The organism is Paenibacillus sp. FSL K6-1230, from assembly GCF_038002385.1.
GTDB classification, from domain to species: Bacteria; Bacillota; Bacilli; order Paenibacillales; family Paenibacillaceae; genus Paenibacillus; species Paenibacillus massiliensis.
Window position 1 is genome coordinate 1,363,037 of record NZ_JBBOCK010000001.1, and the last position, 13,657, is coordinate 1,376,693.

The following is a 13,657-nucleotide window of genomic DNA, read 5'->3' on the forward strand; positions in this document are numbered from 1 at the left end:
GGGTTCACCCGGAATGCAGGCATGAAAGGAGGAGTCAGGATGGCATCTGATCAAATGGGTTCTGGAAAGAAGGCTGCGGTCCTGATGCTTCAGGGGACAGCCTCGGATGTGGGGAAGAGTATTATTACGACGGCATTATGCCGGATTTTCACTCAGGATGGTTATCGAACAGCTCCATTCAAATCTCAGAATATGGCCTTGAATTCCTACGTAACGCCAGATGGTAAGGAGATTGGACGCGCTCAGGGCGTTCAGGCCGAAGCATGTGGAATCATGGCTACAACGGATATGAATCCGATCCTGATCAAGCCCATGAGAGATATGCATTCCCAGATTGTAGTCCATGGTGCCCCATTTGCTAATATGAGTGCTGCCGATTATCGGAATCATTTCCTGCCTGAGGCCAAGGGGATGGTAATGGAGGCGCTGGATCGTCTTCGTGGACAGCATGATGTTGTGGTGATGGAGGGGGCGGGTAGCCCAGCGGAGATCAATCTGAAGCAGCGGGATATAGTAAATATGAATCTGGCTGGCTGGGCGGATGCCCCGGTGCTGCTCATTTCGGATATTGACCGTGGTGGGGTATTCGCTTCGATTGTAGGCACGATGGAGCTGCTGGAGCCGCACGAACGAGAACGGGTGAAGGGATTCATCATCAATAAATTCAGGGGAGATATTTCTTTGCTGCAGCCAGGGCTAGATTGGCTGGAGGAACGTACAGGGCTGCCTGTGCTCGGTGTGTTGCCTTACGTAAAGGATCTGCGGATTGAAGCGGAGGATTCTGTCGTACTGGATTCTTTGCCGCGTCAATTCTTGAAGGGGAAGGATATCGACATTGCAGTAATTCGTTATCCGCGTATTTCGAATTTTACAGATCTGGATGCGCTAGCGGCTGAAGAGGATGTCAGTGTGCGATATGTGACCGAGCTGAATCAGCTGGGTTCGCCAGACATCATGATCTTGCCAGGGACCAAGGATACGATCGGAGATCTACAAATGCTTAAGGCCAGTGGTCTGGATCAGGCGATCCGTCAGGTATGGAGTGAGGGCAGCTGCCAGCTTGTCGGCGTCTGCGGCGGATATCAGATGCTGGGAGATTTCCTTGTTGACCCGGATGCAGTAGAGCATCAGGAGGCAAGGGTAGAGCAGGGACTAGGACTGCTTCCGTTGACGACCACCTTTATGAAGGAGAAGCGGACGGTGAGAGTACAGGGTGTCCCGCTACAGGATTGTCCTATTCGCATGGCGGCGTATTCTGCACCAGGTGCAGCGGATTTCGTTGAAGGAGCCAAGCACAAGCCAGCTGGTAGTAGGGAGAATCAAGATTTGGAAGAGGCTACTCCACACAGGATGGAGATTGATGGCTATGAAATTCATATGGGGAAGACGGAATACTCGGCTTCTGAATCTGTACGAGCGCTGTTTCGCCTGCTGCGAGAAGACGGAACAGAGATAGAGGAAGGCTGCGGCACAACGGATGGCCGTGTATGGGGGACTTACCTGCACGGTATATTTGATAATGATCGGCTACGCCGGGTTTGGCTGGACCAGATCCGGGAGCAGAAGGGCTTGCAGCCACGTATGACGACCTTCTCGGCCAGAGAGGTCAAGAATCAAGAGTTCGACCGTGTAGCGGCTGTTGTGCGGGAGCATTTGGATATGGATCGCATCTATCAGCTGCTGCAGGCTCAACACGGGATAGAGATCGAGACAACCAGCTAAGGACTGTCTGGTAAGACTTGTTGGTATCATAATATTCGTTCAATCCAGCAGCAACGTTCAACATAAAACAGACTCCAGCATCACCATCGTAAATGCTCATGAGGAGCAGCTACATAAAAGGTGACTGGAGTCTGTTTATTTTAGACCCAGTATCTATATTTTGAATTTGCGAACAGCCTCTTGCAGCGCCTTGGCTTGCTCATGAAGCTCTCCGACCGTAGTAGAATGGCTCTCCATGTGCTCAAGCTGATTTTCGGCGGTCTCGCGGATATTCATGACCATTTGCTGAGACTTCCCTGTAATCTGCGCTGTCTCTTCGACCGAAGCACTGACCTCTTCTGATCCAGCGGACACCTGCTGTGCTGCTGCAGAGACGGACTGAATCGTCGAATTGATATTCTTGATGAGTTCTAGCAGTTCTCCAAATGCCGTTCCAGCCTGCTGCACGACCTGGCTACCGGATTGCACCTCTTCGCGGACCTTGATCATGGAATCGACGGAACGCTCGGAATCCTCCTTGACGGAGTTCAGATAGTCATTGATTTCTTCCATAGCCGTCTTGGATTGCTCGGCGAGCTTGCGTACTTCACCAGCTACAACCGCGAATCCACGTCCGTGCTCCCCGGCACGTGCTGCCTCAATGGAGGCGTTAAGAGAGAGCATCTGAATCTGCTGAGTAATCTCGAAAATCGACGATACGACCTGTCCGACAGCTTCGGAGCGCTCCTTCAGCGTACGGACGAATTGAGTCGATTCCTCCGTGGCTTGGCTCACATGGATCATCTGGTTCATGGCGTTCTGAGCGAGTTCATTTCCGTTGACTGCCTCTTCAGTTGCCTTGCTGATCTGTTCGGATACATGACCAGCGGACTCGGCAATATGCTGAATACCTTGAGTGATCTCTTCCATGGCGCGAGCATTCTCTGAGGCGGCAGTAGCAATACTGCTGCTGCCATTGAATACTTCGTCTGCTGCCACTGTGGATTCTTTGACGAGACCATTCATGGAGTCCACTCGCTCGAAGAGGGTGTTGGAACCTGTTACTACAGAGCTGGATGCCGTAAGAACCTGTCGAATCATTTGCTTCAGATTCTGGGTCATGGAGTGGAAGCTTTTGGCCAGCTGAGCGATCTCATCCTCACCCTTCACGCGAATATCATGTGTAAGGTCACCGAGAGCAATCTGTTCACTAAGCTTGGCCAAATCTGCCAGTGGCCGTGTCAGTCTGCCAATGACCCAGGTAGATACCAGCCAGCCAACGATAAGTGTGGATAGTGTTATTCCAACACAGATCCATAGAATCTGACTAATCTGACTGGTGATAGCTGTATAATCAACACTTACGCCCAATACGAGAGAGCTACCAGGAAGGCCGAGGAAAATCGACTTGTGAATTCCGTGCTGATCTGAGTAAATGTCACTCATCTGCGGCTCGCTGCTTTGGGCCAGGAGGTTAATCCCTGCTGGTGCTACGAAGCTATCTCCTACTTGATAGGTAGAGTCGGGATTGCGAGCCAGAATAACCACCTGCTCTTCAGTGGCATCCAAGAGAAATGCAGTTTGCAGATTCAGTTTGTTGACTTCCTGCTGCAGGTAAGTCTCTGCTGCCATCCGACCGCTATCTCCACCCTGCTTGGTTTGCATCGCTTGTGTAGTGTTCATATTCTTGTAGACATCCTGTGCTCCAAGCATCAATGCCTGATCGTATTGTGGAATCACGTGGGTATTGATGATGTTCATCGACACAAAATAAAAGCTGAGACTGAATAGTACCGAAGTAGCCAAGAGGATTACCAGGAGTAGGAGCCTCAATTTGGCTGATATCGAGCGCGAAATTCGATGCATGCAAAAATTCCCCTTTCAATAAGTATAAGCTCTCTTCTCTCTGAAGCCCCGTACAGGCTGTTACTCCGAAGGTCGCTGCACCTTGTGAGGTGCCCGCGTATTCTCTGTATGGCTTGTCCTTGGCAGTTCCGAACAGGGAATTGCCATAATACATTATCGTTTCCCTTATGTAATGGGCTCAAAAAAATAAGGTAAGATCTTCATGTCGAGGACCTGAAATTATTCCAAGAAGAAAGGGGAGAAAAGCGATGTTTGTATCATGACAGTCCCTAAAAAGCAGCTTAAGAACTATTCTACAAAATTAACCCGTGGTTGAATAGTAAAAAATACCCACTTTCGAATAAAAATTATACATCATTCATATAAGCTAACGCGGATATGTTATATATTATGTAATTACGCTGAGAAGAATATTTTTTATTCATGAGAATACATGTGATTATGGACGAAAACCCGCTTGAGTTGTAGGTATCATTCATCTCTGCGAAGACGAAAATGATTTTTTAATAAATAAGCCTACCTGTTTAATTGGTTTTATGGTATAGTAGTTCAGCATGTAGGGGATGGAATATCGAAGCAGAAGCGTATACATACTTCCAGATTAGGTTGGCGTTTAAAAGCTGGCACACTCGTTTAAAAAGCAGGATGTAAGTAGTTTGCTTCAATTTCAATAGAATCGGGAGGATCTTGAATGGATACATTATGGCTTATTCTTAATATCGTAATTATGTTGGGCTTACTGGGCCTCTTGTTCTGGACACAGAAGAAGCATCTATCATTCACGAAGCGAGTCTTTATTGGTCTGGGTCTCGGGATTGTGTATGGTGCTATTCTTCAGGTGGTGTACGGGGCGGGCTCGGAGGTCATCACGAAATCTGTAGACTGGTTCAATCTTGTAGGTAACGGATATGTGAAGCTGCTGCAGATGATTGTTATTCCACTCATTATGGTCTCGATTATATCGGCCATTATGAATCTGAAGGGTAAGCAAAACGTCGGCAAAATGAGCTTTTCGATCATTGCCATCCTGCTGATTACAACAGCCATTGCAGCTTCAGTAAGTATTGTAACGAGCCTGTCCTTCAATCTGACAGCGATTGAGATTAGCAGTGGCGAGGCAGAGCAAGCTAGAGGAGCAGCTCTGGAGGAGCGTGTAGGAGAGGTGCAGGACCTGACGATCCCGCAGCAGGTATTGAGCTTCATTCCTTCGAATCCATTCGCTGATATGACTGGAGCACGGAGTACTTCCACGCTGGCGGTCGTCATTTTCTCGGCCTTCATTGGAATTGCGGTGCTTGGACTGGACCGGAAGAAGCCGGAGCAAGCCAAGACCTTCCGTGACATGATTACGGCCGTGTACGCTGTCGTGATGCGGATTGTGACATTAGTACTGCGACTAACGCCTTATGGGGTGCTTGCCCTGATGACGAAGGTTGCTTCTACGACCAACGCAGAAGAGATTCTCAAGCTGGGGAAATTCGTCATTGCGTCTTATGTGGCACTGATCGTGATGTTCATTATTCATTTGGTTCTGATCGGGCTGTTCGGCTTTAACCCACTGACCTACTTGAGAAAAGTGATGCCGACGCTTGTCTTCGCCTTCACGTCCAGATCCAGTGCGGCTACGATTCCTCTGAATGTCGAGACGCAGACGAAGAAGCTCGGCGTATCTGACGGTATTGCGAATCTGTCTGCATCATTCGGAGCCACGATTGGACAGAACGGTTGTGCAGGAATCTACCCTGCCATGCTGGCTGTCATGATTGCGCCAACTGTGGGCATTGATCCTACGAGCTGGGATTTCATTCTCACACTGATTCTGGTGGTTGTCATTAGCTCCTTCGGAGTGGCTGGAGTCGGAGGGGGAGCGACCTTTGCATCGCTGATTGTACTGTCTACCATGAACCTGCCTGTAGCTCTCGCTGGACTTCTGATCTCTGTAGAGCCACTCATTGATATGGGGCGTACAGCTCTGAATGTGAATGATTCCATGACCTCTGGCTTGATCTCCAGCAAGATCATGAAGGAGAACGATCAGGATGTGTTCAATGACCGCGGTAGTGATCTGGATGCGGCAGTTCAATCCTAAATCTAGCCTGAATGGCTGGTATAGCTGAAAATGAACACGAGCCCGCGCGGGTGACACAGGCATTGTGAGCCGATGTCAGCCTGCGCGGGCTTGTTGGTGTTACAGTACAGTCAGTTCCTTAGGGAAGGAGGTTAGAACCTCAACGCCAGATGCCGTGACGTATACGTCATCCTCTATTCTTACGCCGCCAAGCTGAGGTATGTAAATGCCGGGCTCTACCGTGAACACCATGCCTTCCAGCAATAGATCTGTATTCGCTCCGTGGACGGACGGGTATTCATGAATGCCCATGCCGAGACCATGACCGAGGCGGTGGTTAAAGGCAGAGCCATACCCTGCGCTCTCAATGACGGAGCGAGCTGCTTGGTCAACCGATGCACAGGTTACACCTGGCCGAGCGGCCTGAATACCTGCGAGATTGGCCTGTAGCACTGCATTATAGACGGCTTCTGCCTCTGGCGCGATATGTCCGAAGGCGAAGGTCCGTGTAATGTCTGATGCATAGCCGTTCGCGTAGACACCAAGATCGAACATGAGCAGATCACCGTGCTGTAGCTTGCGGGTTCCCGGTACACCATGGGGCAGTCCTGTGTTGGTGCCGAACAAAACCATGGTATCGAAGGAGGGGCCGTCAGCACCGATCTTCTTCATGTGGTATTCCAGCTCAGCTACGAGTTCAACCTCTGTAACACCTTCCTTCACATGGGTCAGTCCATGACGAAGGACATCCTCTACAAGCTGGATAGCATGCTTCAGCCGCTGGATTTCCTCAGGCGATTTGCGTACCCGCATATCACGCAGAACTGGACCCACGTCAGCATATTGCTTCGCTCCAATGGCTTGTCTCATGAGCTCAAAGCGGGAGACAGAGACATGCTCCTTCTCGATCGCGAGCGTCTCCATCGCTGTGCCGGTCAATTGCTGCAGCAGTACGTATGGATCACTAGTATCTGTGTGACTCAGAATTCGGGACACGCTTGAAGCTTGTCTTGCGGCCTCTTCATCCAGTGCAGGAACGATAAGTGCAGGCTCCTCTCCTTGCAGCAGGAGCAATCCAAGAAATCTCTCATGGGGTTCACTGGCGAAGCCAGTCAGATAGTATACGTGCTTCGGATCGGTAATCAGGATCCCTTGCCATCCATGCTCTACCATCTGGGCGTGAAGGTTGTCCAGCTTGTTATTATTCACTTCTATTCATCCCTTTCCTGCAGCCTAGAGTTGACGCATAAATGTTGTAGGCTGCTGAACTTACATGCTCTATATTATAATTCAAGCAGAGATCATCTGCATCCTGCGCCTGAACATAATGCTATGAATGAACGTTTAGAGCCAGAGCAGTCGGGGTAATGCTCGATGTAAGCTGTGTGATCTGTGCTTATTCTGTGTTTAACCTGTACAAGCTGATGAGGTTCAAAAGGGGGCTACAACCAACGTGTCTAATATGAGATTATCTGCCATGATCAGTGGCTCTGTGTTGCTATTCGCGATGGGCTGTTCTTCAGGAGCAGCCGATACTCCAGCCGCACCGCCGCTCCAGTCAGGAGCACCACAACAGGAGCAGGCTCAAGGACAAGAAGCTAATATTGAAGCAGGCGTTCCTGGACATGATTTTGAAATCAGGCTTATTGCCGAGGGACTGAATGTACCCTGGGAATTCGTGCAGGCTGAGGATGGCAAAATGTACTTCACGGAGCGTCCGGGTGTCTTGCGAGTGCTGGAGAATGGTTCGGTGAGGAATGAACCACTTCTGGAGGCGCCGGCGCCATTTCTTAGTCGCGGAGAAGGTGGATTGTTAGGCCTCGCACTGGACCCGGATTTCATGACTAATGGCTATGCATATGTGTATCATACCTATGAGGAGAATGGGGAGACACTCAATCGGGTGTTGCGGCTTCATATCAAGGAGGATCAGGCCACCATTGATAAAGTGCTGCTAGATCAAATTCCTGGCAGCTCGAATCACAATGGTGGACGACTACGGATCGGCCCAGACGGTACGCTGTACGTCACGACAGGTGACAAGTCTGATGCTATGCTTGCTCAGGATCGTGAGAGTCTGGCAGGTAAAATTCTTCGCATCAAGCTCGATGGCACCATCCCTGAAGACAATCCTGTTGCGAATTCTCCAGTCTATAGCTGGGGTCACCGCAACTCCCAAGGTCTGGCGTGGGACCTGACGTCTGGACAGCTGTACAGCTCGGAGCATGGAGCCTCCGCCCATGATGAGATTAATGTCATTGAAGCAGGTGCCAACTATGGATGGCCGCTAATCCAGGGAGACGAGGCTGCCAGTGACGAGAGTAGCGAGGAGCTTCGTACACCACTGCTTCACAGTGGCCAAGATACCTGGGCGCCTTCGGGCATGGAGCTAATACAAGCTGGACCTTGGCAGGGCAAGTTAGTCGTAGCAGGTCTGCGAGGAGAAGGGTTGCTCCTGATTGAACCTCAGGAAGAAGGGAGTACGTTAGCGGATGCTGGTACAAGTCCTTCTGCAGAGCTGCGCTTTGAGGGGGAATGGGGCCGGATTCGCGGAGTCATGGAGGGTAAGGACGGTACTATCTATATTTGGACAAACAACCGTGATGGCCGTGGAAGTCCTACAGACCAGGATGATCGTCTGCTGGCCCTGGTCCCACGGAATTAGAAGATAGTTCGTCCAGCTGGGGAGCAAGGCACTCGTTCACATGATGGATATTCACCCTCAGGTCCTGCAGGGAAAGGGTCGTACTCACCGCTTATTGATCCAGTTCGAACGTGTTTGGCTGTATGTTATCAGTCAACAAAAGAAGCTGTGTACCAGTCATATGGGATTATCCCTTATGTCTGGTGCACAGCTTTTTGGTAGTTGGCAGGTCCGATGCTTGCACTTCCTTTATGTCCTCTCATTGCAATAGGCTTGGGATATGCAGCTTTGGCTACTCTCAAGGAAGGTTATCGTAGTGACTCCCGTAATGAGCGAAGTGTGTTAGCGGTATCATCATCGGAGTAAAGTCCGCCGTGGTAACACAAAATCTGCCGGATCTCCAGCTCCAGAAGCTTATCAAGGCTTAGAATAGCCTGCTTCATATCCGGTGTGGCTACCTCCATCGGGCCGACAAGCTCTCCATCCACCACCCGTAGCTCGTCGGCAGCGAGTAGCAGCCCTTCACGAGGAACATAGATACTGATATGACCAGGCGTATGTCCTGGGGTATGAAGGATCTGGATGCCTCCCCCATAAGGAAGGACATCACCGTCTTGGAGCAGCTTGACGAATCGCAGATCCGGTAAGCGAGCCAGAAGGGCGTCCGCATCCTGCCGCATCATCCCTTGGAGCTGCGAGATACGTTCCGGGGTCATTTTTATAAAAGGCTTATCGCCTGTCAAATAAGGGATCTCGTCTTCATGAGCCAATAATGCTGTATCCGGGAGCTCGTCCAACAGGCTGTGTACATTGCCGATATGATCAATATCCTGATGGGTCAGGATCACTCGCTTGATCTGCCTGTAGTCCTCGCCTTGCTCGGCAATGGCATCCTTTATGCGGTCCCATTGGGTGATCATGCCGGTATCGACCAGAGTCAGACCATCTTGATCCTTCAGCAGGACAGGATGAATAACCGAAGGTCCAAAGGTTGATTCCATAGGAACATTAAGTACAGTTACATGTGAGCTGTTAGGCATGAATCATACCTCCTTATTTGTTATAAGCGACAAGCTATACAAATCCTAGTTAATTGTATTATAAATTAGCGCGAATGCAGGATGCAAAAAGGATGAGCGAACTAATATGTGAACGAAGTCGTATGTGAACGAAGTAGTAGAAGGCTTATGGAATGCTCGGTATAGGAATACAACACATTAACAGTATGAACAAGTCGGATAGGCTAGACAAGATAGACAGGTGACGCTTGTACCGTGTTCCTGTACAATATAGCAATCCAGATTTATAGGTAACTGATATAACTCATACGTATGAAATGTGCAGAGTGGAGGCGCAAAGATGGAACAGGATTTTGTGATTGAATATGCGGAGCGTGAGGACCTTCCGGCTATTGTAGATATCTACAATGCTACGATTCCGGGCAGAATGGCAACGGCTGATCTGGAGCCTATAACGGTAGAGAGTCGAATTCCGTGGTTCGAGGAGCATAAGCGCGATGAGCGACCGCTATGGGTACTGCGCCAGCATGGACGCATTATGGGCTGGGCCAGCCTTCAGTCCTTCTATGGCAGGCCTGCCTATAAAGGAACAGCGGAGCTAAGCATTTACGTCCATGAGGAAGCAAGAGGGATTGGAGCGGGTAGCCGCCTGGTCAAGCATGCTCTGCAGGCTTGTCCACAGCTTGGTGTGAACACGCTGCTAGGCTTCGTATTCGGCCATAATGAGCCGAGTCTGGCACTTCTGAAGAAATTTGGCTTCGAGCAATGGGGACATTATCCGCGTATAGCGGTACTGGACGGTATTGAACGCGATTTGGTGATTGTAGGCAGGCGAGTAGATTAGACACAGCAGACAGCTTAGCCCACAGTCTGGATTATGGATATACAGACTGTGGGCTAAGAAGGTTACTTTTCCATATAGTTAGCGCACTTGTAAGTAGCAAGCTTAACAATGGTCGACAGGGCTCCCCACTTGCAGCGGCTCTACACTCCTATTTGATCGGGCCAAGGCACTAATTGTCACCTACAACTTCAGCGCCATATCTTCTCAGCCTTGGTTACTGTGATGTCTCAATCCTTCCCTTGTTCTCGTGGAAGCTTGAAAGAGCGCCGCCGCAGCATCTGGTTAAATACCTCCGACAGCACCAGCCCGACCGCAATGGAGCCAGAGATCATGAGAGCCTGCGCAGCAAGCTCCGTAGCGGCACTGTAGTCATTTTGCACAAAATGCCGCATGGCATCATAAGCAATTCCCCCAGGCACGAGCGGAATCATTCCTGCGACACTGAACACAATCACGGGCATACGGTACAGCCTGGCGAAGAACTGACTCACGACACCAATGACAAAGGTGGCTGCGAAGGTCGCCGGCACGGAATCCCAGTTGCCCACACTTAGATCGTAGACGATCCAGCCCACCATACCAACGAGTCCACATAGCAGTAGGGAACGGCGAGGGGCATGAAAGAGAATCCCAAAGGCAGCAGAGGCGATGAAGCTTGTAATGAGCTGAGCTACCATCAGAAGATCACCCCGTTCTTCCAAATCGAGAAGACAAGCGCTACGCCGGCTCCAATCGCGAAGGAGGTCAGGAAAGCATCGGCTCCCTTCGACAGTCCCGAGACCAGATGACCTGCCATCAGATCTCGAATCGCATTCGTAATCAACAGACCGGGAACGAGTGGCATGACCGAGCCAATGATGATCTTATCAATATGCTGTCCCATCCCGCCAAGCACGAACAAATAAGCGCATAATGCAATCAGGAACGACGCGGTGAATTCGGCGAAAAATTTGACCTGCACCAGCCGCTGGAAATACTGCACCGCAGCAAATCCCACCCCTCCACAAATGAAAGCCGCTGGAAAGTCGATCCAGGTCCCCTTGAACATGATCATGAAGCACCCACTTGCCAGAGCAGCAGCAGCTAATTGGACCTTCATAGTGTAGGCTAGCGGTTCATCCTCGACATCCTTGAGCAGCTTCATGGCTTCTTCTGGTGACAGCTCTCCTGCGCTAATACGACGCGAAATATCATTTACCTCGGCAACCTTGTGCAAATCCGTAGTCCGTTCCATGATGCGAATCAGCTTGGCTGGCTCAGTGCCGTCCGTCGAGAAAATAATACCGGTAGGCGTTACATAGCTATGTGAATGATAAATACCGTATGCAGCTGCAATACGGCTCATGGTGTCCTCTACCCGATAGGTCTCGGCTCCGCTTTGTAGCATGACCTTGGCTGCGAGCAGGCAGACTTCTATAATGTGATATCTGGAATAGGCTTCGCTGTTCATAACCATCTCTCTTTCGATCTGTTGAGCTTGGGACAGGCAGCAGGATTAGGCTTCTAACGAGCTGCACAGCCATATGACACCCATTGTAACATGAAGTGAAAGAGGATGTGAATGTAACGTAACGGAGGGTTGATTTTGACGATTAGGTTGGAGTATGATGTGTATAATGTTTAAAGGTTTAAACATTTGAACGAATTATCTGACGAATGATCCTATGTTCAGAAAATTTTTATATAGAAAAGTGAGGATAGCTATGGGACAACGAGCACTGGCGATTTTTCAATCGTGCATTCCACTCTTTCAGGTATTGAGTGATCCCCATCGACAAGGAATACTGCTCGTTCTGAATGAACGAGGTGCATTAAGCGTCAATGAAATCACGGAGCATGTGGAGTTATCCAGGCCAGCCGTATCACATCACCTCAAGCTGCTGCTGGAGAAGGGGCTAATTACGGTGGAGCAAAAAGGAACCCAGCGTTACTATGCAGCTTCCTTGGGAGCATCGGTACAGCGGCTGAAGGAGCTTGTAGCTGCGCTGGAGGAAGATTGTCTATAATCTCTGCTCTGATAGCAAGAGCGTGAGAAAGGCACACGTGGCAAGAAGAAATAGCGCTACACAAGGAGGAAAAGCAGATGAGCGAGGATAGCATACATGTACAGCAGGAGTGGAGCAGTGCGCAGGTAGAGGAGCTGCTACAGCAGCAAAAGTCATTCTTTGAAACAGGAGCGACGCGGTCAGTCACTGCGAGAATTGAGCGCCTGCAGCGGCTGAAGAGGGCTATCAAGGAATATGAACCCCGACTAGTTGAGGCGTTGTACGAGGATCTGGGCAAGAGTGAATTCGAATCTTATACGACCGAGATTGGCTTCGTGCTGGATAGTATCTCGCATACCGTAAGACACTTGAAAAGCTGGGCAAAACCCAAAAAGGCCAGAACACCGTATCAGCTGATCGGAGCATCCAGCCAGGTCATTTCCGAGCCTTATGGTGTCGTGCTCATTATCGGGCCATTCAACTATCCAGTACAGCTGCTGATTGAGCCGTTGACGGGGGCGATCGCTGCGGGCAATACCGCCGTATTGAAGGCCTCCGAGCACACCCCCCACGTATCGGCTGTCATCCGCGAGATTATCGGCTCTGTATTCGAGCCTGAATATGTACAGGTGGTAGAGGGTGCGAAGGAGACCACGACCGCCCTGATTCATGCACGATTTGATTATATATTCTTCACAGGTAGCGTCCCTGTCGGCAAAATTGTCATGAAGGCTGCCGCTGATCATCTCATTCCGGTAACACTGGAGCTGGGCGGTAAGAGCCCTGTCATTGTCGATCGCGAAGCAGATCTGGAGGTGGCAGCACAGCGAATTATATGGGGCAAGCTGCTGAATACGGGACAGACGTGCATTGCACCGGATTATTTGCTCGTCCATGAGCAGGTTCGTCATGCTTTAATAGATAAGATGATCATGACTATAGAAAGCTTCTTCGGACAGGATATCCGTCATAATCTTGATTATGGGCGAATTGTGAATCAGGGCCACTTCCACCGACTCCATGCGATTCTGGAGAAGGATCGCAGCCGAATTATTCACGGAGGTATGAGCGATGAGGCAGACCGCTTCATTGCACCTACGCTAATTAATGCGGACGACGGTCAGGCTGCCAGTATGGAGGATGAGCTCTTCGGCCCTTTGCTACCGATTATGACTTATCGTTCCATTGATGAGGCACTAAGCTTCATTCGTGAGCGTCCCAAGCCACTTGCATTATACCTGTTCACAGCGAACAAGCAGCTGCAGGACAAAGTGATGAGCGAGGTCTCCTTCGGTGGAGGCTGCATCAATGATACGATAACTCATGTTGCTAATCCACGGCTGCCCTTTGGAGGCGTGGGTCATTCAGGTATCGGCTCCTATCACGGGCGGTATAGCTTCGATACGTTCTCGCATCACAAAAGCGTGCTGACCCGTAGCACCCAGCTTAATCTGCCATTTCTATATCCACCCTACGCGGGAAAGCTGAAGCTGATCAAGCGGCTCCTCAAGTGAGTTACGCTCAAGGGCA

At 50.2% G+C, this 13,657-nt stretch carries 11 protein-coding genes; 6 read left to right on the forward strand and 5 right to left on the reverse strand.

Features of this window, described 5'->3' with window-relative positions; genetic code table 11:
- Positions 1-39 precede the first annotated feature (39 nt).
- A complete protein-coding gene (locus MKX74_RS05965) occupies positions 40-1,722 on the forward strand; it encodes a cobyric acid synthase (RefSeq protein WP_341177793.1) in 1,683 nt (560 codons plus the stop codon).
- Positions 1,723-1,875: 153 nt separating this feature from the next.
- Here MKX74_RS05965 and MKX74_RS05970 read toward each other — a convergent pair whose 3' ends face one another.
- Positions 1,876-3,567 (reverse strand): methyl-accepting chemotaxis protein, encoded by a 1,692-nt coding sequence (locus MKX74_RS05970; RefSeq protein ID WP_341177794.1) that lies wholly within the window; start codon positions 3,565-3,567, stop codon positions 1,876-1,878.
- Positions 3,568-4,258: 691 nt separating this feature from the next.
- Between MKX74_RS05970 and MKX74_RS05975 the strand changes: the two genes are divergently transcribed.
- A complete protein-coding gene (locus MKX74_RS05975) occupies positions 4,259-5,656 on the forward strand; it encodes an L-cystine transporter (protein WP_028589599.1) in 1,398 nt (465 codons plus the stop codon).
- 99 nt (positions 5,657-5,755) lie between these two features.
- On the opposite strand, the gene MKX74_RS05980 is transcribed toward MKX74_RS05975, so the two are convergent.
- Positions 5,756-6,844, reverse strand: a complete 1,089-nt coding sequence (locus tag MKX74_RS05980) for a M24 family metallopeptidase (protein ID WP_018886546.1) — start codon at positions 6,842-6,844, stop codon at positions 5,756-5,758.
- A gap of 253 nt (positions 6,845-7,097) precedes the next feature.
- Here MKX74_RS05980 and MKX74_RS05985 point away from each other — a divergent pair, with 253 nt between their 5' ends.
- Positions 7,098-8,300, forward strand: coding sequence for a PQQ-dependent sugar dehydrogenase (locus tag MKX74_RS05985; RefSeq protein ID WP_341180522.1), 1,203 nt, complete (start codon positions 7,098-7,100; stop codon positions 8,298-8,300).
- A gap of 287 nt (positions 8,301-8,587) precedes the next feature.
- On the opposite strand, the gene MKX74_RS05990 is transcribed toward MKX74_RS05985, so the two are convergent.
- The gene (locus MKX74_RS05990) at positions 8,588-9,319 is read right to left on the reverse strand and encodes an MBL fold metallo-hydrolase (RefSeq protein ID WP_341177795.1); all 732 of its coding nucleotides are present in this window, start codon (positions 9,317-9,319) and stop codon (positions 8,588-8,590) included.
- Positions 9,320-9,638: 319 nt separating this feature from the next.
- Between MKX74_RS05990 and MKX74_RS05995 the strand changes: the two genes are divergently transcribed.
- On the forward strand, positions 9,639-10,142 hold the full coding sequence (locus tag MKX74_RS05995; RefSeq protein ID WP_341177796.1) for a GNAT family N-acetyltransferase: 504 nt from the start codon (positions 9,639-9,641) through the stop codon (positions 10,140-10,142).
- 227 nt (positions 10,143-10,369) lie between these two features.
- Here the strand turns inward: MKX74_RS05995 and MKX74_RS06000 are convergent, their stop codons facing one another.
- The gene (locus MKX74_RS06000) at positions 10,370-10,819 is read right to left on the reverse strand and encodes a threonine/serine exporter family protein (RefSeq protein WP_341177797.1); all 450 of its coding nucleotides are present in this window, start codon (positions 10,817-10,819) and stop codon (positions 10,370-10,372) included.
- On the reverse strand, positions 10,819-11,592 hold the full coding sequence (locus MKX74_RS06005) for a threonine/serine exporter family protein (protein ID WP_018886541.1): 774 nt from the start codon (positions 11,590-11,592) through the stop codon (positions 10,819-10,821). Before MKX74_RS06005 ends, MKX74_RS06000 begins: the two co-directional genes overlap by 1 nt.
- 253 nt (positions 11,593-11,845) lie before the next feature.
- Here MKX74_RS06005 and MKX74_RS06010 point away from each other — a divergent pair, with 253 nt between their 5' ends.
- Together MKX74_RS06010 and MKX74_RS06015 are read left to right on the forward strand one after the other, a co-directional pair.
- Entirely contained in the window at positions 11,846-12,148 is a 303-nt protein-coding gene (locus MKX74_RS06010) for an ArsR/SmtB family transcription factor (RefSeq protein WP_018886540.1), read from the forward strand.
- A gap of 77 nt (positions 12,149-12,225) precedes the next feature.
- Positions 12,226-13,641 (forward strand): aldehyde dehydrogenase, encoded by a 1,416-nt coding sequence (locus tag MKX74_RS06015; RefSeq protein ID WP_341177798.1) that lies wholly within the window; start codon positions 12,226-12,228, stop codon positions 13,639-13,641.
- The last annotated feature ends 16 nt before the right edge of the window (positions 13,642-13,657 follow it).

What these genes read in the sequence shown, in the direction of transcription:
- MKX74_RS05965 (WP_341177793.1), top strand. Translation starts at nt 40, where the DNA reads ATGGCATCTGATCAAATGGGTTCTGGAAAGAAGGCTGCGGTCCTGATG.
- MKX74_RS05970 (WP_341177794.1), bottom strand. Translation starts at nt 3,567, where the DNA reads ATGCATCGAATTTCGCGCTCGATATCAGCCAAATTGAGGCTCCTACTC.
- MKX74_RS05975 (WP_028589599.1), top strand. Translation starts at nt 4,259, where the DNA reads ATGGATACATTATGGCTTATTCTTAATATCGTAATTATGTTGGGCTTA.
- MKX74_RS05985 (WP_341180522.1), top strand. Translation starts at nt 7,098, where the DNA reads ATGAGATTATCTGCCATGATCAGTGGCTCTGTGTTGCTATTCGCGATG.
- MKX74_RS05990 (WP_341177795.1), bottom strand. Translation starts at nt 9,319, where the DNA reads ATGCCTAACAGCTCACATGTAACTGTACTTAATGTTCCTATGGAATCA.
- MKX74_RS05995 (WP_341177796.1), top strand. Translation starts at nt 9,639, where the DNA reads ATGGAACAGGATTTTGTGATTGAATATGCGGAGCGTGAGGACCTTCCG.
- MKX74_RS06000 (WP_341177797.1), bottom strand. Translation starts at nt 10,819, where the DNA reads ATGGTAGCTCAGCTCATTACAAGCTTCATCGCCTCTGCTGCCTTTGGG.
- MKX74_RS06005 (WP_018886541.1), bottom strand. Translation starts at nt 11,592, where the DNA reads ATGAACAGCGAAGCCTATTCCAGATATCACATTATAGAAGTCTGCCTG.
- MKX74_RS06010 (WP_018886540.1), top strand. Translation starts at nt 11,846, where the DNA reads ATGGGACAACGAGCACTGGCGATTTTTCAATCGTGCATTCCACTCTTT.
- MKX74_RS06015 (WP_341177798.1), top strand. Translation starts at nt 12,226, where the DNA reads ATGAGCGAGGATAGCATACATGTACAGCAGGAGTGGAGCAGTGCGCAG.